Source organism: Nitratireductor aquibiodomus NL21 = JCM 21793 (assembly GCF_000615975.1).
GTDB classification, from domain to species: domain Bacteria; phylum Pseudomonadota; class Alphaproteobacteria; order Rhizobiales; family Rhizobiaceae; genus Nitratireductor; species Nitratireductor aquibiodomus.
The window spans coordinates 1-22,097 of sequence record NZ_BAMP01000010.1 but is presented as its reverse complement, the minus strand read 5'-3'; the positions used below and the strand labels follow the sequence as shown (position 1 = coordinate 22,097).

Here is a 22,097-nt window from a genome sequence, read left to right as displayed (position 1 = left end):
TCCACTCTGTGAGAGCTGCTAATGGCCCGCACCCGCGCCAAGGACTATGACGACAAGCGCGACGCCATGCTGCATGGCGCAGCGCGCATATTCGCGCGCGACGGCTATGACCGCGCCTCGATGAACCAGCTTGCAACGGAGCTGGGTGTCTCGAAGGCCCTTCTCTATCACTACTACACCTCCAAGGAGGCCCTGCTTTTCGACATCATCGAAACGCATCTGCAGGAACTGGTGGAAGCCGTGGAAGAGGCTGATCAGCCGCATGAAGCTCCGCAGGCGCGGCTGGAAGGGCTGGTGACGGCCCTGCTCGAAGCGTATCGCGATGCGGACAATGAGCACCGCGTTCAGCTTTCCGGTCTGCAGCTTCTGCCGGATGCGCAGCAGGAAGAGCTGAAGGCGCTGGAACGCCGGCTGGTGGCGATCTTCGCGGAGGCCATACGGCAGGTGAACCCCGACGCCTTCGACAACAGGCCACTTCTGAAACCGGTCACGATGAGCCTTTTCGGTATGCTCAACTGGTTCTACATGTGGTTTCGCGAGGATCGCGGAATTTCGAGACAAGACTATGCGAAGCTCACCGCCCACCTGCTTGTGAGCGGCGTAAAGGAGCTTCCCTGACAATCTTGCCCGTCCGGCGATCCCGTGGCATTTGGAAAAGATGGATGTACCGACAGAACCTCCCGAAACCGCCCTTGCCGGCCTGATCGATCGCCTGCACCGGCGCGGACGCGTTCGGGTCTGGTCTCTGGTGATCACCCTTTTTGGTGACGCCATCGTGCCGCGCGGCGGCGAAGCACCGCTGGCGGTGCTTCAAGCGGTGATGGCGCGGCTCGGCATCGAGGCGGGAGCACTCCGCACCGCAATGTCGCGGCTCGCCAGCGATGGCTGGGTGGTGCGCGAACGGCGCGGTCGCAACTCGTTTTTCTCCCTCGACCGGCATGGCCAGCATGCCTTCGACCTGGCGACACGGCGCATCTATGCAGCCGGCGCGCCCGACTGGGATGGTTCATGGACTGTCGCTATCGCAGCACCCGGCAGCAACGGCGTGCACGAAGAGACACTAAAGGAACACGGCTTTCTGAAGATCGCCGATGGTGTCTATCTCCTGCCCCGCACCCCCGGACCAGATGACGGCCCGACTTCCGGCGCCGCGCCACTGAACGACATGCTTATTATCCACGGTTCCAGCGCCGAGCATCCCGAAATGCTGCGGAGCCTGTGGCCCTCTGACGAGATTGCCGAAGCCTATCGCGAACTCATTGTCGAATATTCGGCCCTTGCCGGTAGCCTTGCTGTGTCCCCGCTTCCCGCCCCGGTGGACGCCATGGCCGCACGCACCCTGCTCATCCACGACTGGCGGCGGATTGTCCTGCGCGATCCCGGCCTGCCCATGGCCCTCCTGCCGAAGGACTGGCCCGGCGAAGAAGCACGAAGCTGGTACGCGAAGTCTATCGACGCCTGATGGAGCCGAGCGAAAACTGGCTCGATCATGCCGGCCTGCCGCCCCTTGCGAATACGGACAGTTTCCAGCGCCGTTTCGGCCGGTGAAGCATTTCCCTGAAACGGAGAGTTGCGCGGGGCCTCACATTTCGGGCGAAAGCGCCAGAATGACCAGACCAAGAATGGTGAGGACCGCGCCTGCCATGACCGAAAGGCTCGCCCATCCATGGCCGAGCAGCCCTTCAAACATGATGATCAGTGTCGGCGTCAGATAGTTGTAGGCCAGCACCTTGGAGGCCGGCAATCGCAGGGCGGCAAACTGCAGCAGGAAGAATGTGCCGGCCGTTGTGAAGATGGCAAGATAGAAGATTGCGACCCAGGTGATGGAGGGCAATGCAGTCCAGTTCGTCGCAGCGATTTCGCCGATGCCGTAAAGAGCGATCAGAACGCCGGTCGCCAGAAGCGTCCAGAAGGTAAAGGCGATCACCGGTTCGCCGCGATTGTAAAGCCGGACGAGCGACGCATAGGCTGCGTGTCCGACGACACCGGCGAAGAAAATGAGCTCGCCCTCGCCAATGTCGAAACGGCGCATCGCCTCGAAATCCCCGTCGAAAATGACCCACACGGAACCGAGCCCGGCCAGAACGAGGCTTGGAATAACCAGCCCACGCGGCACCTGCCGCAGAAAAACAAAGCCGAAAAACGCGCTGAGCAGCGGCATCAGCGTGAACACGGCCCCGGTGGAAACGGGGCTTGTCATGCCGAGCGCCATGAACATGGTGACGAAATAGAACGCCATCAGCCCACCCAGGACCAGAAAGCGCCACGGGGCTTTTGGAAAGGGGAGAGGCTGGCGCAGCACGAAACGCACCACCAGCCCCATGAAAAGGATGCCTATCAGAAAGCGCGCCGCATTGAGCGCGACCGGGCCAATATGTGGCGCGGCAAGCGACCCCAGTGAGAAGGAACCAGCCACGAGCGTGGCAAAGCCAAGCATGGCCAGATGCCCCAGCCGCTTCTCCACGCCTGTTGCACTAGCGCGATGCGCCTCACGCCGCGCCGCTTTCAACTCTGCGGTGTCCGTCAAGCCGGCCTCCCCATTGTGCCTGCTTGTTTAAAGAAAAAGCCCGCAAACCGAAACCGGTTTCCGGACTCTTCTCGAGAATGACGGACGCTGGATCAGCCATTGGCCATGATCAGCAGAAACCCACCGGCAAGTGCCACATTGGAGACGACGCCGTTGATCCGCGCCACGCGGTCCGCCCCTTCATGATCCCAGAAATTGTGAAAGATCAGGGTTGCGGTGACGAGGAAGACAATCAATGCAGCCGCCGCATAGACGGGAAAAACGCCCGCCGCCAGCAACGCACCTGCGCCGCACTGAAGCGCAATCCCGGCGAAAAGCATCACCTTTGCCAGAGGCACCCCGCGGGCTGCGAGAGCGCCGGTTAAAAAGGAGACGTTGGCGAGATTACGCAATCCTGCGAAGACGAACGCCCCACCAAGGAGCAGGCTCCCCAGAAAAGGCAGAAGCATGAATTCGGAATGGAACATGGCTTTCTCTTTCAAAAGCCCCACCCACGGCGGGTGGGGCTGTTGTGCCCAGCGTGATCAGGCGGCGGCTATCTCCTGATCGCTGACGACCGGATGAACGGAGCGGAACGGGATCGCAATCCGATTCCACACATTGATCAACCCAACGAGCACGGAGAGCTGCACCAGCTCCTCCTCGCTAAAATGCTCCAGCATCTCCGCATAAAGCGCATCTTCGACCGGACCGTCGGAAATATTCGTCAGGCGCTCGGTCCAGGCGAAAGCGGCGCGTTCGCGCTCGGTGTAAAGCGGCGATTCCCGCCATGCCGAGACGAGATGCACGCGTTGTTCGCTCTCGCCGTCCCGCCGCGCTTCGCGGGTGTGCATGTCGACGCAGTAGCTGCAGCCGTTTATCTGCGAGGCGCGGAGGTTCACCAGATGGATCAGCCGATGGTCGAGACCCGATCTGTCCACGGCCTTCTTCAGGTTCAGCACAGCGCCGATCAGTTCCGGGGCGATCTTCATGTAGTTCAGACGTTCCTGCATGATCATATCCTTTCTCTGCGGGAAACCGGTTTCGGCCTAGGGTCCTGACCCTAGGGGCGCTGATGGCGCTCCACAAAGGCACAGCCGAATGCGAGCGCGCGGGGATCAGCGCCTGCTTGATAATTGGCGATCACATCTGAGAGCCGCGTCTTGCGCAGCTCGGCGCGATAGGCCTGCTCGGCCCGCAGCATCGCAGCTTGATGCCGCATGGCCGCGTGTAAGCCCGGGGCTCCAGCGCCCCCGGCCCGCGCTGGCGGATTTCCGCACAGCGAAAAGCCGGCTTCGGCCCTTCAATGGCCAGCACCACGTCGAGCAGGGTGATCGCATCGGGCGACAGCGCCAGCCGATAGCCGCCATGCGGGCCGGGCACGGATTCCAGAATCCCTGCCGCCGCGAGCGTCTTCAGATGTTTCAGGAGATAGCTCGGCGAAAGCCCGTGATATTCGGCAAGCGCGCTGGCGGGCATGGCTCGCCCCTCCTCCAGCTGCGCCAGAAGCGTGGCGCAGTGGATTGCCGCTTCAACACCTTCGCTCAGTTTCATTTCGCTCTCCTTATTGTAGATAAAATATATCCCGGATATTTTATATCTACAATAAGGAAACAACAGACTTCTGACTCTTCCTGACAAAGGAGCGAAGGGAGACCTATCCGAGCTTGCGCAAAAGATCGGCGAGCAACCGCAACTCCCCGTCATCAAGCCGGCCTCCGATGGTCTCCGCAAGCGCCTCCCCATAAACGCGCCACATGCGTGCGCGCGTTGCCTTGCCTTCAGCGGTGATGGACAGAACCTGACCCCGCCGGTCTTCCGGGCATGCGCAGCGCTCCACAAGACCGACCCTGGCCAGGCGTTCCACCAGCCGGGAGAGATTGTACTGCTCAAAGAGCATTGCCTGCTCAAGCTCGAACGGGCGGAGACCCGCCTCACCTGCCTTTTCCAGCTCCCAAAGCGCATCGTACCAGGCCATCGGCGGCAGGTTCTCCGCCTTCAGCCGTGCCTCGAAGGTCGCGAAAGCCAGTCGATAAGCGCGCGCCAGCGCGAGCCAGGCGGAAACGGCGGCGTCATCAGGTGTGGAGGTCATGCTTCACCAAAACGTTATTAGATGCAATTGCATCAAGTTTGACAATCCTAAACCGGCAATATAAATGCAATTGCATCGACATCAACCATGAACGAGCAATCCAATGTCTCAAACGCCCACATTGATCTCCTTCGACCTCTGCCCCTATGTGCAGCGTGCGGCCATCGTCCTTGCCGAAAAGGACGTGGCATTCGAACGCGTCGACATCGATCTTGAAAACAAGCCCGACTGGTTCCTGAAGATATCGCCGCGCGGCAAGGTGCCCGTCCTGCGGGTCGGTGATGACGTGCTGTTCGAAAGCGCCGCGATCGTCGAGTATCTGGACCAGACCGAAACACCTCGCCTCCACCCCGAAAATCCCGTCACCCGCGCCCGGCATCGCGCCTGGATGGAGTTCGGTTCCGCTACCCTCTCTGACATCTGGACGCTCGAGACGACGAAGGACGAGGCCGCTTTCGACGCCGCCATCATCGCGTTGAAAGAGAAATTCGTACGCATCGAAAACGAACTCGGCGAAGGGCCTTTCTTCGCCGGTGACCGCTTCACCATCGTCGACGCGGTGTTTGCACCGGCGTTCCGCTATTTCGATGTCTTCGACGAGATTGCTGATCTGGGTGTTTTCGATGATCTCCCCAGAACACAAAAATGGCGCAAAACGCTCGCCGAGCGCGCTTCGGTGCGCGAAGCCGTGGTGCATGACTATCCCGAACGGCTGAAACGCTTTCTGGAGAGGAAAGATGGCGTGATCCTGCGTCGGCACACAGTCACCGCCTGAGCCCAAACGGGAGCGGCGGCATCCCGCCGCCGCTCACCAATGCTATTCGGCAGCCACCCTGGACGGGTTGTTGGGATGTGTCGTCCAGTTGGCATAAGAAGGCTGAACTTCTTCATCCGTGCGCCTGTCGAGCGCGCCGGCGGCCAGTGGCACCATGTCGATGCAGCCTTCTACCGGACAGACATTGACGCACAGATTGCAGCCGACGCACTCCTCTTCGATCACCTCGAAATGGCGCTTTCCGTCCACCATGGCGGTGATCGCCTGATGCGACGTGTCCTCGCAGGCGATGTGGCAGCGACCGCATTTGATACATTGATCCTGATCGATCCGCGCCTTGGTGACGTAGTTTAGATTGAGATACTGCCAGTCGGTCACGTTTGGTGTTGCCCGGGCGATCACATCATCGAGTGTGGCGTGCCCCTTGGCGTCCATCCAGTTTTCCAGCCCCTCGATCATCTCCTCGACGATCTTGAAGCCATAGGTCATGGCGGCGGTGCAGACCTGAACTGTCCCGGCCCCAAGCGCCAGGAACTCGGCGGCATCCCGCCATGTGGTGACACCGCCAATGCCGGAGATCGGCAGACCGGCAGTTTCAGGATCACGGGCGATCTCGGCCACCATGTTGAGCGCAATCGGCTTCACCGCCGGGCCGCAATAGCCGCCATGAGAGCCCTTGCCATCAATGGTGGGCTCGGGCGCAAAGCTGTCGAGGTCCACTCCCGTGATCGAGTTGATCGTGTTGATCAGCGACACCGCATCCGTGCCGCCGGCATGAGCGGCGCGGGCCGGTTTGCGCACATCGGTGATGTTCGGTGTCAGCTTGGTGATGACCGGCATTCGCGTGGTCTGCTTGCACCAGCGCACCACCATCTCGACATATTCGGGCACCTGCCCCACGGCGGAGCCCATGCCGCGCTCGCTCATACCGTGCGGACAACCGAAATTGAGCTCAATCCCGTCGGCTTCGGTTTCCTCCACCAGTGGCAGGATCGCCTTCCAGGCCTGTTCCTCACAGGGCACCATGAGCGAAACCACCAGTGCCCGGTCAGGCCAGTTCTTCTTCACCTGCTTGATCTCGCGCAGGTTCAGATAAAGATCGCGGTCGGTGATGAGCTCGATGTTGTTCAAGCCGAGAAGCCGGCGGTCAGCCCCCCAGATCGCGCCATAGCGCGGCCCATTGACATTGACGACCGGTGGGCCCTCCTCGCCAAGCGTCTTCCAGACGACACCGCCCCAGCCCGCCCTGAAGGCGCGTTCAACATTGTAGGCCTTATCCGTGGGCGGTGCGGAAGCGAGCCAGAACGGATTGGGAGACTTGATACCAACGAAATTGCTGCGAATGTCTGCCATGGGTTTCTCGCTCCTCAGCCGGCCAATGCGCGGTGGATGCTCTCGGCCGCGTCACGCCCCTGCGCGACCGCCGAAACGGTGAGATCGTCGCCACCGGCGATACAGTCGCCCCCGGCCCAGACCTTCGGCATGGAGGTTCGCCCTTCTTCGTCCACCTTGATGCGACGCCCCTCAAGCGCAATCGATGCGCTGGAGCCGTTCAGAACCCCGACCTCGAAAGACTGCCCGATGGCCTTGAACACCTGGTCGGCGCGCAGGGTCAGTGCCTCACCGGTGCCTGAAAGCTTTCCGTCCTTCAGCACCGTGTACTCGAGCTCGATCCCCGTGACCCTGCCCTTGTCGGCAAGAATGCGCCGGGGCTGCAGCCAGTGCCGGATGACAACGCCTTTGGAGGCGGCCAGATCCTGCTCGAACTCCGATGCGTTCATGTGTTCCTGGCCCCGGCGATAGCAGATCGTGACCTCCTCGGCGCCAAGAAGCCTTGCCTGCACCGCAGCATCAATGGCCGTCATCCCACCGCCGATCACGACGACACGGCGACCAACCGGCATGCTGGCAAGATCCTGCGCCTGGCGCAGATGTGCGATGTAGTCCACCGCCCTCTCCACACCTTCAACATCTTCACCCTCAGCACCGAGCGCGTTGACGCCGGCCAGCCCCATGCCCAGGAACACGGCGTCGAAATCCCGGCTGAGATCACCGAGCGAGAAATCCCGCCCCAGCGCCTTGCCTTCCTCAAGCGTGATGCCGCCAATCGCCATCACATAATCCACCTCGGCCTGGGCAAACCCGTCCGGCGTCTTGTAGGCGGCGATGCCGAACTCGTTGAGGCCGCCGGGCTTCGGCCTTGCCTCAAAGATCGTGACGTCATGCCCGTGCACGGCCAGACGATGCGCGCAGGCAAGTCCCGCCGGTCCGGCCCCGACGATGGCAACCCGCCTGCCGGTTGGCGCGGCACGCTCATAAAACTGTGCGCCTGCGGCCATCGCCGCATCGGTGGCATAGCGTTGCAGGCGGCCGATCTGCACCGGCTTGCCCTCCGCTTCTTCACGCACGCAGGCTTCTTCGCACAGCGTCTCCGTCGGGCAGACGCGGGCGCACATGCCACCAAGAATGTTCTGGTCGAAGATTGTTCTGGCAGACCCCAGCGGATTGTCCGTGGCGATCTGGCGGATGAACATGGGTATGTCAATCGATGTCGGACACGCCGTCATGCACGGCGCATCGAAGCAGAAGTAGCAGCGATCCGCCTCCACGGCCGCCTCGTGGCGGTCGAGCGGTGGATGCAGGTCGGAGAAGTTCCTGTCGTACTCCTCACCGGAAAGGCGGCCGGCGGCGATGCCGTCCGCATAGAGACCATCAGCCATTCCGTATTCCCCTTTTATTATTGGGGAAAGGCTAACGCAGTTTCATTTTTTTATCAATCGGTCAAATTTTGACGCGCCGCACATCCCTTTGAAAAGAAAGATGAATTTAATTGTCATGTTTTAAGTTTCAGATATTTCTTGCAAAAACGCCCATGTGCAGGCCGGTGTTCTGAAGGATCCGCTGCCGATCCTCACTCAGTAGACCTCAATGGAGCGAATGTCGTCGGTGTAGTAATCGCGCAGGCGTCGCATGCTGCGTTCAATCGTTTCACACCAGCCCGTCAAATTGCGCCGCTCGCAGATGCGCGCCTCGGCCCCGCCCTCAAGACGGACGGACGCAATGCGACCGATCCATTCACGCGGCAACCGTGGGCTTCCGTCACCTGCATCGAAACAGAGGCTCGCCCCGCGAAAATCCACCCCTTCATAGAAACAGGCCCGGCTCATGGGCTCAAAGTCCTGCTCATCCCCTGCCCGCCGGCGAAGAACGCGAAAACTGGAAGCCGCGTCACCCCGGCGAAGCAAAGGCACATCGCGCGTGAGCAGGCTGCAGCGCCCGTCACGATCAGGCCACGAACAGATCTCGACCGATGTGCGCTCTCCAACCCGGATCGAAGCGATGCGCCCGCGCAAGCCGCGCACGTCATCTCCGATCCCCGCACAATACCGGCGGCCCTTGAAATTCGGGCGATCGTAGAAACAGGCATTGCGCGGCGTGGGGCGTCGATCTCCGCCAGCCCCTCCGGCCTCTTCAAACGCCCTGCCGCGGTCGCGCTCATCCAATTCACGCATCACGAAGTCAAAGATCTCAAGACCAATCAGGGCACCGACATCCGAAATCGGTCGTTCCCCATAATGCGGACGAGTGTCACGCAGATACTGCGCGGAAACCCAGCCGCTGCGCCCTGCATAGCCAACCTCGCACCAGGCGTAGCGGCGCGTGCACCGCAGTGTCGCAACACGCGCGCCGCGCGGGATGGTGAGAACGGCTCTATGGCGCAGGCCCGGCCCCTCGCGCAGCTTCAAATCAGCCGTCGCCTCGGCTTCCACGCCACGCCGTGCGTGGGCGTCATCCGAAAAAGAAACCGACAAACCGGCAAAGATCAGCAACACAAGCAAAATCTGAACGATCCGGGCAGGCACGCGACTCTCCTTCGCACATCGACTGGCCGGCGCAAAGTGCTGCAAAGTCGTAACGATATCCAGAAGAGATCGCTTAAAATACCAGACGGGACCACGCTCAGCGCGGCTTCTTGCCGAACACCCGCATATATTCCTCAACACCGCCCCTGGCGAGTGCTTTGGCCTGTTTCACCCAGTCGTCTCGTTCGATGTGTCCCTTGAAGCTCAGATGATCGTCCACCCAGTCGCGCTCAGCCTTTTTCCAGGCCGCGATCTGCGCAAAGGTGTAGACGCCGAGATCGTTGAGCCGCGCCTCCAGCTTCGGCCCCACGCCGGAAATCAGCTTCAGATCATCCGGCTGCTTCGGTTTGCGCATACGGGCGGGCTTCGCATCTTTCCCGATCTTCGCGGTGGCCGGCTTCACGCGGGTAGATGCCGCCTGACGCCCGCCGCCGGCCTCCGCCTGAACACGTTTCGGCGAGGAGGAGCCCGGCACCGCTGACAGGCCCGCCGCGGAAGCCCTGACCGGCTTTCGACCTCCGGCAATCGGCCGGATTTCGCCCTTTGCCTTCGGTTTCTGACTGGCCGCCTTTGCCTTCCCCTGCCGGCGCGCCGGTTTGCCGGTTTTCCGCGGCGCGTCGAAACTGATCACCGGCTCCATGGATTTCAGAACGTCATCGTCCAGCCAGCAAAGGCTGAAATGCCCGTCGCCGAGGTCCTTCAACGGCGGCACCTCCCGCTCGCACTTGCCGCCCGGAACCTGGTCCTTGTAACGGCATCGTGTCTGGAACGGACAGCCCGAGGGCGGATTCATCGCCGAGGGAATGTCGCCTTCAAGCACGATATGCTTCTTGCGGACAGACGTGTCGGCAATCGGGATCGCCGAAAGGAGCGCTTCTGTATAGGGATGATAGGGCGGCGCGAATATCTGGTCGGTCGTCCCCTGCTCCACGATATGGCCGAGATACATGACCACCACACGGTCGGCCAGATAGCGCACGACGGACAGGTCATGGCTGATGAACAGCATGGTGGTCTTGTTCTTGCGCTGAATGTCCATCAACAGTTCGGTCACCGCCGCCTGCACGGAAACATCAAGCGCGGAGACGGGCTCGTCCGCCACCACCACCTTGGCGTTGCCGGCAAAGGCACGGGCAACACCGATGCGCTGCTTCTGCCCGCCGGAAAGCTGTCGCGGCATACGTTCTGCGAAGGCCCGTGGCAGCTTCACGAGATCGAGCAGTTCCAGCATGCGCTGCCTGCGGTCGGCCAGCGTCTTGCCGACGTTGAACTTCTCCAGCGTCCGCACAATCTGCGAACCCACGGAATGGCTCGGATTGAGTGTGTCGAACGGGTTCTGAAACACCATCTGGATACCGGCGACCGTGCCCGTATCCCGGTCCTCGACCGCCGTGGACTGAATGGGCTCGTTTGCCAGCACCACTTCGCCATCCGTCGCTGTCTCCAGCCCGAGAAGCACCTTGGCCAGGGTCGATTTTCCGCAGCCGGATTCGCCCACTATTGCGACGGTTTCCGATTCCCGCGCCTCAAAGCTGATCTGCTCATTGGCCTTGACGGTCTTGGTATCGCCGCCGCCGAAGATGCTGTTGGCAGCCACGTGATAGTATTTTTTCAGATTTTCGATGCGGAGCATCGGCTTGCCGGGCTCGATAGGCTGTTTGTCTGCGAGCGCGCCTTCCGGCAGCGCATTCCAGTCGATCTCATCAAAGCGCAGGCAGCGGGAATGGTGCCGCTCATGCCCTTCAATCGGCAGCATCGGCACCTCTCCGGCATCGCAGAGACCTTCCTTGAAATGCTGGCAGCGCGGGCCGAAATTGCAGCCCTTCGGGCGCTCATGCGGCAGCGGCAACTGGCCGGGGATGGCAATCAGGGGCCTCTCATTCTTGTCGGCACCCGGCAGCGGAATGGAGCGGAACAGCCCTTGCGTATAGGGATGGCGCATCCGGTCGAACACGTCTTCAACGCGGCCCGTTTCCACCGCCTCGCCCGAATACATGACCGTCACGCGATCGCAGGTTTCAAGGATAAGGCCCAGATTGTGCGACACGAAGATCATCGACGTGCCGTATTTCTTGCCCAGCCCCTTCACCAGTTCGACGATGCCCGCCTCGACTGTCACGTCGAGCGCGGTTGTCGGCTCGTCGAGAAGAAGCAGGGCCGGCTTCGACAGAAGCGCCATGGCGATGACGATGCGCTGCTGCTGGCCGCCGGAGAGCTGGTGCGGATAAGACCGCATCATGCGTTCGGGATCGGGCAGCCGCACCGCCTCCACCATCTCCAGAGCGCGGCGCCACGCCTCGCCCTTCGAGACATTGTCGTGAATGAGCGGCACTTCCATGAGCTGCTGGCCGATCTTCATGGCCGGGTTGAGGCTCGCCATCGGCTCCTGATAGATCATGCAATCTCATTGCCGCGGATCTGGCGCAGTTCCTCCTCGCTCATCTCGGCCATGTCACGGCCCTTGAACCTGATGCGGCCACCGACGATCTGCCCGACATTGGACAGGTCGCGCATGATGCCGAGTGAAACGGTCGACTTGCCGCAGCCGGATTCGCCCACAATGCCCATCGCCTCGCCGGGCATGACCTCGCAGGAGAAATCCATCACAGCCGGGATCTCGCCGGCACGCGTGAAGAAGGAAATGGAGAGGTTTTCAATTTCGAGGATCGGCTTACCGCTCTTCTGGCCGCGTGTGATGCTGATGGCTTCGTTCATGGCGTCGCTCTCAGTGTTCATCTCAATCCTTCAGTGACTGCTCACGCAGCGCATCGGCAAGCAGGTTCAGCCCGAGCACGAAGGACATGAGGGCAAAAACGGGGGGCAGCGCCGGGTGCACATAGGCCCTGAGCAGGCGGCTCGATTCCTTGATGCCGGTACCCCAGTCCGGGCTTTCGGGCGCAAGACCGAGGCCAAAATAGCCGAGTGTTCCAAGAAGGATGGTCGTGTAGCCAATGCGCAGGCACACATCGACAATGAGCGGACCGCGCGCGTTGGGCAGCACTTCCCACAGCATTATGTACCAGGGCGTCTCGCCGCGCGTCTGCGCAGCCGCCACATAGTCACGCGTCTTGATGTCCATCACCAGCCCGCGAACGATGCGGAAAACGCCCGGGGACGAGGCAAAGACCACGGCCACGAAAATGTTGAGCTGATTGGAGCTGATCGAGATGATGCCGAGCGGATCGGCATCGAACACGAGGCCCAGATAGGCCCAGCCACCAACCAGCAATGTCACGGCAAGCTGTATAGCCAGAAGCTGAGGGCGGCTTCGATAGCGCGTCCAGAAGAGTGTCACGAAAAACACGATCGGGAAGATGAAGAAAACACCCGCCATCCATTGCGGAATAGGCGTCTCGCGGATGCCCGGCGTCACCAAAAGATAGAAGAGCAGAATGACCGGGAAAGCGAGGACCAGATTGGCGAGGAAGGAGAGAAAACTGTCGATCCGCCCGCCATAATAACCGGCTGGCAGGCCGAGCGTGGTGCCCACCATCAGCGCGAAGAGCGTCGCGGCAGGCGCGATGATGAGAACGATCTGGCTGCCATAGACCATGCGCGAAAAAACATCGCGTGCCAGCCTGTCACCGCCGAAGAGAAAAGCCTGCCCGCTTTCCGGTTCGATGGCGCCGGGCAGGACATTCTTCATAATCGGGAACTGCGCCAGTGGGTCGAACGGAGCGACCGTTGCGGCGAAGAGCGCCGTGAACAGCCAGAAAAAGCAGATCAGAACACCGGCGACGCCGACGCCCGTCTCAAAGAGCTGACCGTAGAGGCCGATGCGTTCACGAAAACGCAGGCTGAAGAACAGAATGACCGCCAGCGCGATCCACACCGGCCAGAAGCGCGCCAGCACGCCGAAGATGATGCCGAAGGTTCCAAGGGTTTCTACCTGCATCGCGCGTCCTCCTTACTGCACGCGAATGCGCGGGTTAAGATAGGCATAGCCCACATCCGAAATAAGCTGCGTGGACAGGACGACGAAGACCGACACCAGAGAACAGCCTAAAAGCAGATCGATGTCGTTGTTGCTGGCCGCCTCTACCAGCGTGAAGCCAAAACCCTGATAGCGGAACATCACTTCGACGATGACGACACCCGTCAAAAGCCAGGGAAACTGCAGCATGATGACCGTGAAGGGCGCGATCAGCGCATTGCGCAGCGCGTGCTTGATCACCACGGCGCGAAAGCCCAGCCCCTTGAGGCGGGCGGTGCGGATATATTGCTGCGTCATCACCTCCACCATGGAGGCCCGTGTCATGCGCGCGATATAGCCGATGCCGTAAATCGCCATCGTCATCACCGGCAGGGTGAAATTGTAGAAGGAGATGCCCTGCCGCGTGGCTGTCGCGGCCGAGCCGTTCAGCCAGCCGAGCCATGAGGCGAAGATGACCGCAAAGATCACGCCGGACACATATTCCGGTGTTGCCGTGGTGGCGATCGAGGCGACGGAAAGCGTTCGGTCCGTTCGCGTACCCTCCCGCATCCCCGCAAGAACGCCGATCAGAAGTGCGACGGGAACCATCACCACCATGACCCAGAACATCAGGATGCCGGTGGCGCCTAGCGCCGGAAAGAGCTTTTCGGCCACAGGCACCTTGAACTTGGTCGAACAGCCAAAGTCGCCCTGAAGTATGCCGCCGTAATAGGGTTCCGCCGGTTCGTCGCAATAGGAAAACCGCGGTGAAGCCACCCCGGTTTCCGGATCGATATTCGCTGTTTCTGCACGACGCCAAGCCACTGGCCATAACGCACGAAGAAATTCTGGCGATAGCCGTTTTTCTGCAGCCAGCTCTCGAGTTGCTCCGCCGAGGAGCGCATGTCGAGCTGGCTGATCGCGAGCTTTTTGAGGTTCGGCTCCAGATTGACCAGAAAGAAAACGACAAGGGTCAGACACAGCATCGTCAATGCCATGACGCCCAGACGTCTCAGAATAAACCCAAGCACGGTTTCCCCTTCCCCCGTTGACGGAGGTTGTTATTGATTGCCTGCGCAAAAGGGGCCTTTCGGCCCCTTCAGGTTCTTGTCTCAGCCCTCGTCGAGCCAGACCTTTTCGAGATCGATCTCAAAGGTCTGGTGCATGCCGTGGTTTTTCACGGCCTCCACCGAGTGATTGTAGAGCTTGCGCCAGTAGGGCTGGAGAATGATGCCCGAACCCTGGATGATCTCCTCGATCTGCTTCATCACCTCGCGGCGATTGTCCGGATCCGGAATGGCCAGCGCCTCCTCGATCAGCTTGTCGAGCTCCGGATTGGAATAGGCGGATTCGTTCCACGCCTCGCCCGTGCGGTAAGCGAGCGCCACCACCTGGATGCCCAGCGGACGCATGTTCCAGTTGGTCATGGAGAAGGGATACTTCGTCCAGTCGTTCCAGAAGGTGGAGCCGGGCAGCACCGTGCGCTTCACCTTGAAGCCGGCCTCGCGCAACTGGGCGGCGATGGCGTCGCCCGTATTCTTGTGCCAGTCCTCGTCCACGGTGATGAGTTCGTGCTCATGGTCCATCTGGCCGGCTTCTTCCATGAGCGCCTTGGCCTCGTCCAGATTGCGCTCAAGCTTCGGCAGCTCCGCATATTCAGGATGGATCGGGCAGACATGGTGGTTCTCGGCCACCTCGCCGGCATTGTTGTAGCCAAGCGCCAGAACGGTCGTGTTGTCCACGGCGCGCTGCAGCGCGCGGCGCACCTTGTCGTCATCATAGGGCTTGTTGTTGACATTGGTGCGGGCCACGATCGTTGTAGCGGTTGTGACCTCTGATTTCACCAACCCCAGGGAATCGAGAATATCCACGAAATCGGCAGTGGTCTCGTAATTCGCGTGGATTTCTCCGGATTCAAACGCGCTGACGGTCGCGGACGGATCCGTGCCGTAGTCAATGAACTCGATGCCATCGAGATAGGCTTCGCCGCCCCACCATTTGCCGTCGGCCCGCTTCTTCAGCTCAACCCGGTTGCCGACCTCGTAGGACACGAGCTCAAAGGGACCGGTGCCGATGGGATTGGCGACAAAATCGCGGCCCGTCTCGTCAAAGCTCGGATGAACGATGAGGGCCGGATAGTCCGACATGCGGGAATGATCGAAATATCAGGCGCCGACAGGTTAAGCTTCACCGTCATGTCGTCGACCTTTTCGATCGCGCCTTCGCGCGCCTTCTTGGTCTCAGGATCGACGAGCGAGGCCATACGGGCCGGCATGGAATTGCCTTCCACGGTCTGGTCGCACCAGCGGTTGAAATTGTAGATCACGTCATCTGCCGTGAAGGCATCGCCATTGTTCCAGGTCACGCCCGGGCGCACGTGGAGAATGTATTCGGTCGCATCCTCGTTGACTTCCCAGCTTTCGATAAGCTTGCCCTCGAAGGTGAAATCGCGCGTGTACTTCACCAGCGGCTCAAGCGTCTGGCGCATGGCGTTTGCGATCTCCGACCAGTCGGCCGTGCGCGGGTCTTTCGGGTCCTTGATGAACATGGCGACACGCAGCGTGCCACCCATTTTCGGCTCCTGCGCCATGGCCTGCTCGGGAGCGGCCAGGCCCAGCATTCCATAGGCTGCCGCCGTCGATGCGCCGAGTGCGCTTGCGAGCGCAAGAAACTCACGCCGGTCCATTCGGCCGGCTCGTGCCTCATCCGCCATTTCGGCAACGCGGGCCGGCACCTTCTCGCCATTGCTCTTGAAAAACGTCATCGACGCACTCCCGTTATCTACCGTTTTCGGTTCTCGATTAGCATTTCCCATCCCGCCCCCGATGTCAAAATTCACCAGGGTTTGGAAAGCGAATTCTGCAACTTTTTCGACAATTCCAATGACGGATTTGCGACAGTATTGCCGCAAAAACTACACGAAGAGCCGATTCTGCAACAAGAGCCACCTTACCCTCATGACAAGCACTGACCCGAAGCAGCACACTTGGCAGACCTGCGCGCACCTGCCGATTGACGCTGCCGGAGCCAGTTGCTAAGCGATTTCGGTTCGCTTGAGGTGCTCCGGCAGGTGTCCGCCCGCCGGAGGAAAAGGGAACACGGAACGGTCATTCTTCATGTGACCGCAGCCGTGGCTGCTCCCGCAACTGTGAGCGCTGAGGCTCCTCCAATGCCACTGGGTGCAAGGCCCGGGAAGGCGAGGCAGCCGACGAAGCGCGAGCCAGGAAACCTGCCTCAGGCCGTCACCGACCGGATGCGGGACGCTTCCGGGGCTGTGTTTCTCGCAGTGGTGGCGATTGTCATCGCTGGCGGGGGGATTGAAGTCAGGCGTCTGTCGCTCTCCAGCAAACCGGAAAAACTTGGTTCTGGAGCACACGCATGCGTTCAAATCGACACCGAAACTCTATCCTGTCCAGCACGACCGCGCTGATACTGGGCTTCTCCACGCTCACCACGCAGGCTGAAGACTTCGAGCTCGACACACTGGTCATCACCCCCAGCCGCACGCCAACAGAGGCTTCCAAAGTGGGCTCCACGGTGGAAGTGATCAGGCGCGAAGAGATCGAAGAACAGTCTCTGCCACTTGCGGTGGAATATCTTGACCTTCTGCCGGGTGTAAGCCTGTCATCGCCAGGGGGCGCGGGCGCGGAGGGCAGTCTGTCGATCCGCGGCGCGCCCCGCCGCTACGTGAAAACCCTCTACAACGGCATCGACATTTCCGACCCGACCAGCACCCAGGTGCAGACATCCTACCAATATCTCCTGTCCGGTGGGCTGCAGAGCATCGAAGTCCTCAAGGGCTCACAGAGCACCCTCTACGGCTCCGACGCCATTGCGGGAGTGATAAGCCTGTCGACACTGGACGACGTCGAGCCCGGCATCACCCACATCCTTCACGGCGAAGGTGGCTCGCATGGCACGTTTGGTGGTTCCTACGGTTTCAGAGCTGGCAGCGAGCAGTCGAAACTCTCCATCAACGCCACGGGCTTCCGCACCGACGGCATTTCGGCCGCAGCTCCGGCACCGAGCGCGACGGCTACGAGAACATCACGTTCGATGCAAACGCCGAACATGCGTTCTCCGAAGTCTTCTCCGTCTTCGGGTCGGCGCTTTATATCGACGCAGAGGCCGAGTTCGACAATCAGGGTTTCGGCACTCTTCTGCCGAGTGACAATCCAACGGCCACCAACCACAGCAGACAACGCGCAGGCCGCGCCGGTTTCAATCTCGACCTCATGGACGGCCGCTTCCGCAACACGGTCTCCGTGCAGGCCTTTGACCTCGAACGGTCGATTACCGGTACGGGCTTCGATGGAAGCTATAATGGCCGCCGCTACAAGGCCGACTATCAGGGCGCTTTTGACGTCAATGAATGGCTGGTCGTTCAGGGCGGCGCAGATTACGAGCGCCAGAACGCGGTCTTTCCTGCCGGCCTGTTCAATCCCGAGATTGATTCCAGTTTCTGGATTGCCGGTGTCTGGGGTGAAGCCATCGCCACACCGCTGGAAAACCTGACGCTGACCGCCGGTGTCAGGCAGGACGAACACAGCGAATTTGGGGGGCACACCACATATCGCGCGACCGCGTCCTATCTTTTCAATGAGACCGAGACGCGCCTGCACGGCTCCGTGGGAACCGGCTTCCGCGCCCCCAGCCTCAATGAACTCTTCGGTCCCTTCGGCGCAAACCCCAGCTTCGGCCCGAAACCAGCTTCGGCTTCGACATCGGCGTTGAGCAACGTTTCTGGAATGGAGCGGTGGTTGCCGATCTCACCTACTTCCAGCTCGAGATAGACGATCTGATCGGCTACACGACGCACTATGAGCAGATCGCGGGCACGTCGCGCCAGCGCGGCGTCGAGGCTTCGCTCCGCTATGCCGCGACCGACTGGCTGATCCTCACCGGCGCCTACACCTATACACACTCGGTGGATCAGAACGACGTTCGCCTGACGCGCGTGCCACGCCACGAAATCGGCCTGACCGCCAGCGTGAAGCCCGCAGAGAAGTGGACAATATCGGCATCTGCCAGGGCGGCTATGGATACGGTCGATACCGGCGGTTTCGAGCTTGACGATTATCTGCTTGTCAACGCCAGGGTCGCCTACAAGCCGACCGAGGACACCGAACTCTATGTCCGCGCGGAAAACCTGCTTGATCAGGATTATCAGACGGTACGCGGCTACAACACACCGGGCTTCGGGGTCTTCGCTGGCTTCCGGGCAAAGTTCGCTCCCTGATGCTGCGGAGTCGGAGAAGCCTCCCTCGCCTTTCCGGCCTTGCTTTTCTGGCCGGCGCGCTTCTTGTTGCGCCGGTTTCGGCCGCGCCAAAACGCGTCATGTCGCTCAATCTGTGCACTGACCAGCTTGCCATGACGCTGGCTGGGCCGGATCAGCTCGTCTCCGTCTCCTTCCTTTCGCGCGAGCCGAGCCTCTCAATGCTGCATGAAGAAGCGCAGGCCTACCCGGTCAATCGCGGACTTGCCGAAGAGGTATTCCTTGAAAAGCCCGACCTCGTGGTCACCGGCACCTACGCGCTCCACAACACGACCGCCCTCTTGAAAAGGCTGGACTTTCATGTCGAGGAGTTTTCGTTCGCGCAGACCCTCGAGACCATTCCGGGCGAAATCCGCCGTATGGGCGCGCTCCTCGGTCAGGAAGAGAAGGCCGAAAGAATAGCAGGCGATTTCACAGGCGAACTCGAAGCAATTGCCGCACGCCAATGCGACAGGCGCCCCACCATGATCGCCTACGATCAGAACGGCATCGCGCCCGGCAGCAGCACGCTGGCCGATTCCGTGATGCGTGCCGCGGGCTTCGCCAATCTGGCCGCCGATCTCGGTGTCGTCGGTATGGCACCCTTCCCCCTGGAACAGGTGATCGCCGCCCGGCCCGACGTCATCAGCATCAGCAGAAAACAGGACGCGCCGACACTCGGCGAACACGTGCCGCGCCATCCGGCGATTGCCGCCCTTCCCGAAACCCGCATCGGTGCATTCGTGCCCGAAGGCTCCCTGTCGTGCGGTGCCCCGGGAGTGATGGAAGCCGTGCGCGCGCTGGCCGCACTCCGCGCCGAGATCGCCCCCTGCCCGCAGGACGCGACGCAATGAAGCTCTCCGCGTCGCTTGCACTCCTCGCACTCGCGCTATTCGTCGTGTCGCTACTGGTCGGTCCCGCCGAACTGGGCCTCGGGAACAGCATAACCGGCCTTTTCGCCGGCGGCGGCGAGGCGGCGGCCATCATCATGCGCGAAATCCGCCTGCCGCGCGCCCTGCTCGGCCTTGCCATCGGCATATCGCTCGGGCTTTCCGGCGCGGTGCTTCAGGGGTTTTTGCGCAATCCGCTGGCGGAACCCGGCGTGATCGGCGTGTCCTCCATGGCAGCGCTCGGCGCGGTGGTGGTGTTTTACTCAGGCCTTGCCGGAAGTTCGCTCTATGCCCTTCCTGCCGGCGCGCTGATCGGGGCGCTTATCGCCGTTCTGATCCTGCTCGCCATCGCCGCGCGCCAGGGCTCGACGCTCACGCTCATCCTCGCAGGTGTGGCGCTCTCCAGTCTCGCGGCAGCGCTCACCTCGCTGGTTCTCAACCTCTCGCCCAATCCTTTCGCCGCCTATGAGATCATCTTCTGGCTGCTGGGTTCTCTGAAGGACCGATCCATGGAGCATGTGGCCCTCGCCCTGCCTCTCATGGCCTGTGGCTGGCTCCTGATCGCACTGTCGACCCGAGCCATCGATGCGCTCTCACTGGGCGAGGAAGCGGCCTCCAGCCTCGGCATTCACATGGGCCGCGCACGCTTCCTGATCGTCGCCGGTGTGGCGCTCTCCGTTGGCGCGGCAACGGCGGTCGCCGGCACCATTGGCTTCATCGGCCTCGTGGTTCCGCATCTCATCCGCCCGCTGACCAGCCGACTGCCAAGCAGCCTCCTTCTGCCTGCCGGCCTCGGCGGTGCCGCACTTCTGCTCGCCGCAGACATCGCCGCGCGGATCGTCCTGCCGGCCGGCGAGCTCAATGTCGGCGTTCTGACAGCACTGATCGGCGCGCCCTTCTTCCTGTGGCTCGTTGTCCGCGCCCGCCGGGAGATGCTTTGATGAACCTCCACATCGACAGTTTGAGCGTGAAGCTCGGAAAGAGGCAGGTTCTTGATGCCATCAGCTTCGACATTGAACCCGGACAGGTGATTGGCCTTCTGGGGCCGAATGGCGCCGGCAAATCCACGCTCATGCGCGCGCTGAACGGGCACATTGCCGCCGAGGGCGCCATGCAGCTCGGCGAACACGATCTAGCGGCGATCGGCCCAGCCCAACGCGCCCACCTCATCGCCTATCTGCCGCAGCAGAGAACCATAGGCTGGCGTCTTTCCGTTCGCGATCTCGTGGCGCTCGGTCGCCTGCCATGGCGTGGCTTCGGCCAGCGCCCGAATGCCCGGGACGAAACCGCGATCGCCCGCGCCATGGCAATGGCCGACATTGCGCCGCTTGCCCGCCGGGTCGCCACCGAGCTGTCGGGCGGCGAGCAGGCCCGCGTTCTGATGGCGCGTGCAATCGCGCAGGAAACACCGCTCCTCATCGCCGATGAACCGGCCTCTGGCCTGGATGCCGCGCATCAGATCATGCTGATGCAATCGTTGAAACGGCTCGCTGCCGAAGGAAGGACCGTGCTGGTCTCGCTCCACGATCTGACGCTCGCTGCCCGCTGGTGCGATGAGGTCATACTTCTGAACGAAGGGAAGCTTGCAGCGCTCGGTAAACCCGAAGCCGTGCTGTCGCAGGAGAATCTGGCAAGGATCTACGGTGTGACCGCCCACCGCGCCCATGACGAAAACGGCCTGATCATCGCACCGGTCGGGCTTACGGACACGTCCTCGTCCGGTTAATCGGCCACGCGTTTTTCCATCGCTGCCCTGGCGTTGAGGAGCCCGTCGCCAAAATCCTCGTCACGACCCGGATCGCCAAGGTCCACCGCAGTGGTCCGCAACAGTTCCGAAAGCGTCTCCGGGGCCGCGTCTCCGCCAGCGTGGATAAGGTTGGCAATCGCTCCAGAGACAACCGCCGCTGCAAAAGACGTGCCCGTGACGACATCCATGCCGCCGGGTATGGGGGCCACCACATTCACGCCCGGCGCCGAAAGATCAATGTAGCGACCGCGATTGGCCTTTCCCATCACCCGGTCATGCACATCCGTTGCCGTCACGGCGATCACACCATCATAGGCCGCTGGATAGCCGAAAGGCGCGCCGGGGCCGTTGTTGCCAGCAGCGGCAACAAGCACGACACCCCGCGCCATCGCATTGCGGCAGGCGGACGAGAAAAGCGGGTTCTCCGGCCCGACAAAGCTCATATTCACGATCTGCGCGCCCTCTTCCACCGCCCAGTCGAGTGCGGAGAGAAGCACATTCGTGCTGGAGATACCGCCCTCGAAAGCCCGTGCATGGAGAAGCCGCACGCCGGGCGCCATGCCGCGAAACGGCCCGCCGCCAGCAATCAGACCAGAGATGGACGTGCCATGCTCCCGGTCTTTCACCGCCATGTCGGGAAGCGCGTCAAACACGCTTGCCACACGATCGACAAGGGCCGGATGCGCCCCATCCAGCGCCGTGTCGATAACGGCTACGCTCACATTCTCGCCGCTCACCGATCCCGCATCGAGCGCAATCCGCTCGAAGGCGTAGTTCACGACGCCGGCGGCCTGCTGAAGCTGAAACACGTGGTTCGGCACACGATCTGCCAGCCGGCCGTCACCCTCGAGCTGTGCAAGCACAAAGGCCACCGGACGCCCGTCCGGGATGCCGAACCGGGCAATGGTGCGCCCGAGCAACCCGGAGGCACGGGCCGAGCGCAGCTCCAGACCGAACTGGGCGGCCACGGCGGCAGCCACATCCGCATCGCCGTCAAGAGTGACAAGCACCTCGTCCGGCACAAATGCCCCGGAGATGGCGCGTTGCGGCGCGACAG

The 22,097-nt window shown here is 61.6% G+C and carries 17 protein-coding genes, 6 pseudogenes and 1 riboswitch; of the genes and pseudogenes, 8 read left to right on the top strand and 15 right to left on the bottom strand.

Annotation, left to right across the window (positions count from 1 at the left end; translation table 11 throughout):
• Positions 1–21: 21 nt before the first annotated feature.
• Both JCM21793_RS04595 and JCM21793_RS24155 read left to right on the top strand, forming a co-directional pair.
• Positions 22–618, top strand: coding sequence for a TetR/AcrR family transcriptional regulator (locus JCM21793_RS04595; protein WP_025029605.1), 597 nt, complete (start codon positions 22–24; stop codon positions 616–618).
• A gap of 40 nt (positions 619–658) precedes the next feature.
• On the top strand, positions 659–1,462 hold the full coding sequence (locus JCM21793_RS24155; RefSeq protein WP_244439660.1) for a PaaX family transcriptional regulator: 804 nt from the start codon (positions 659–661) through the stop codon (positions 1,460–1,462).
• A 120-nt stretch (positions 1,463–1,582) separates the two neighbouring features.
• Here JCM21793_RS24155 and JCM21793_RS04585 read toward each other — a convergent pair whose 3' ends face one another.
• From JCM21793_RS04585 to JCM21793_RS04565, 5 genes and pseudogenes are all read right to left on the bottom strand, one after another.
• The gene (locus JCM21793_RS04585; RefSeq protein ID WP_244439659.1) at positions 1,583–2,527 is read right to left on the bottom strand and encodes a DMT family transporter; all 945 of its coding nucleotides are present in this window, start codon (positions 2,525–2,527) and stop codon (positions 1,583–1,585) included.
• A gap of 92 nt (positions 2,528–2,619) precedes the next feature.
• Positions 2,620–2,994 (bottom strand): DoxX family protein, encoded by a 375-nt coding sequence (locus JCM21793_RS04580; RefSeq protein WP_025029603.1) that lies wholly within the window; start codon positions 2,992–2,994, stop codon positions 2,620–2,622.
• Between the two features lie 57 nt (positions 2,995–3,051).
• Positions 3,052–3,519, bottom strand: a complete 468-nt coding sequence (locus JCM21793_RS04575; RefSeq protein ID WP_025029602.1) for a carboxymuconolactone decarboxylase family protein — start codon at positions 3,517–3,519, stop codon at positions 3,052–3,054.
• Between the two features lie 50 nt (positions 3,520–3,569).
• Positions 3,570–4,060, bottom strand: a pseudogene (locus JCM21793_RS24150) (RrF2 family transcriptional regulator).
• A gap of 103 nt (positions 4,061–4,163) precedes the next feature.
• Positions 4,164–4,598, bottom strand: a complete 435-nt coding sequence (locus JCM21793_RS04565; protein WP_025029601.1) for a MarR family winged helix-turn-helix transcriptional regulator — start codon at positions 4,596–4,598, stop codon at positions 4,164–4,166.
• Positions 4,599–4,701: 103 nt separating this feature from the next.
• Between JCM21793_RS04565 and JCM21793_RS04560 the strand changes: the two genes are divergently transcribed.
• On the top strand, positions 4,702–5,373 hold the full coding sequence (locus tag JCM21793_RS04560) for a glutathione S-transferase family protein (protein ID WP_025029600.1): 672 nt from the start codon (positions 4,702–4,704) through the stop codon (positions 5,371–5,373).
• A 42-nt stretch (positions 5,374–5,415) separates the two neighbouring features.
• Here the strand turns inward: JCM21793_RS04560 and preA are convergent, their stop codons facing one another.
• From preA to JCM21793_RS24135, 8 genes and pseudogenes are all read right to left on the bottom strand, one after another.
• Entirely contained in the window at positions 5,416–6,726 is a 1,311-nt protein-coding gene (gene preA, locus JCM21793_RS04555) for an NAD-dependent dihydropyrimidine dehydrogenase subunit PreA (RefSeq protein WP_025029599.1), read from the bottom strand.
• Between the two features lie 14 nt (positions 6,727–6,740).
• A complete protein-coding gene (locus tag JCM21793_RS04550) occupies positions 6,741–8,093 on the bottom strand; it encodes an NAD(P)-dependent oxidoreductase (protein WP_025029598.1) in 1,353 nt (450 codons plus the stop codon).
• Between the two features lie 195 nt (positions 8,094–8,288).
• A complete protein-coding gene (locus tag JCM21793_RS04545; protein ID WP_025029597.1) occupies positions 8,289–9,236 on the bottom strand; it encodes an SH3 domain-containing protein in 948 nt (315 codons plus the stop codon).
• Between the two features lie 97 nt (positions 9,237–9,333).
• Positions 9,334–9,591: a helix-hairpin-helix domain-containing protein gene (locus JCM21793_RS31690; protein WP_502685573.1), complete on the bottom strand. Its 258-nt coding sequence runs from the start codon at positions 9,589–9,591 to the stop codon at positions 9,334–9,336.
• 261 nt (positions 9,592–9,852) lie between these two features.
• Positions 9,853–11,951: pseudogene (locus JCM21793_RS24145) on the bottom strand (dipeptide ABC transporter ATP-binding protein); the annotation flags it as partial.
• Between the two features lie 22 nt (positions 11,952–11,973).
• Entirely contained in the window at positions 11,974–13,131 is a 1,158-nt protein-coding gene (locus tag JCM21793_RS04535) for an ABC transporter permease (protein WP_025029596.1), read from the bottom strand.
• Positions 13,132–13,143: 12 nt separating this feature from the next.
• Positions 13,144–14,180: pseudogene (locus JCM21793_RS24140) on the bottom strand (ABC transporter permease).
• 81 nt (positions 14,181–14,261) lie between these two features.
• A pseudogene (locus JCM21793_RS24135) lies at positions 14,262–15,913 on the bottom strand (ABC transporter substrate-binding protein).
• A gap of 275 nt (positions 15,914–16,188) precedes the next feature.
• Positions 16,189–16,400, top strand: a riboswitch (cobalamin riboswitch).
• 127 nt (positions 16,401–16,527) lie between these two features.
• Between JCM21793_RS24135 and JCM21793_RS30040 the strand changes: the two are divergent.
• A pseudogene (locus tag JCM21793_RS30040) lies at positions 16,528–16,932 on the top strand (TonB-dependent receptor plug domain-containing protein); the annotation flags it as partial.
• A 149-nt stretch (positions 16,933–17,081) separates the two neighbouring features.
• Here the strand turns inward: JCM21793_RS30040 and JCM21793_RS30035 are convergent.
• Complete coding sequence (locus tag JCM21793_RS30035; RefSeq protein ID WP_244439666.1) at positions 17,082–17,222, bottom strand: hypothetical protein; 141 nt, start codon at positions 17,220–17,222, stop codon at positions 17,082–17,084.
• Between JCM21793_RS30035 and JCM21793_RS31370 the strand changes: the two are divergent.
• From JCM21793_RS31370 to JCM21793_RS04495, 4 genes and pseudogenes are all read left to right on the top strand, one after another.
• Positions 17,196–18,388, top strand: a pseudogene (locus tag JCM21793_RS31370) (TonB-dependent receptor plug domain-containing protein). The gene JCM21793_RS30035 and the pseudogene JCM21793_RS31370 sit on opposite strands and share 27 nt — an antisense overlap.
• Positions 18,388–19,257, top strand: a complete 870-nt coding sequence (locus JCM21793_RS04505; RefSeq protein ID WP_025029592.1) for an ABC transporter substrate-binding protein — start codon at positions 18,388–18,390, stop codon at positions 19,255–19,257. Before JCM21793_RS31370 ends, JCM21793_RS04505 begins: the two are co-directional and overlap by 1 nt.
• Positions 19,254–20,234 carry a FecCD family ABC transporter permease gene (locus JCM21793_RS04500; RefSeq protein ID WP_025029591.1) on the top strand — a complete coding sequence of 327 codons (981 nt, stop codon included), beginning with the start codon at positions 19,254–19,256 and terminating at the stop codon, positions 20,232–20,234. Before JCM21793_RS04505 ends, JCM21793_RS04500 begins: the two co-directional genes overlap by 4 nt.
• On the top strand, positions 20,234–21,019 hold the full coding sequence (locus JCM21793_RS04495) for an ABC transporter ATP-binding protein (protein WP_025029590.1): 786 nt from the start codon (positions 20,234–20,236) through the stop codon (positions 21,017–21,019). Before JCM21793_RS04500 ends, JCM21793_RS04495 begins: the two co-directional genes overlap by 1 nt.
• Here the strand turns inward: JCM21793_RS04495 and JCM21793_RS04490 are convergent.
• A partial coding sequence (locus JCM21793_RS04490) for a S8 family serine peptidase (RefSeq protein ID WP_025029589.1) occupies positions 21,016–22,097 on the bottom strand: 1,082 nt, incomplete at its 5' end. The two genes, JCM21793_RS04495 and JCM21793_RS04490, sit on opposite strands and share 4 nt — an antisense overlap.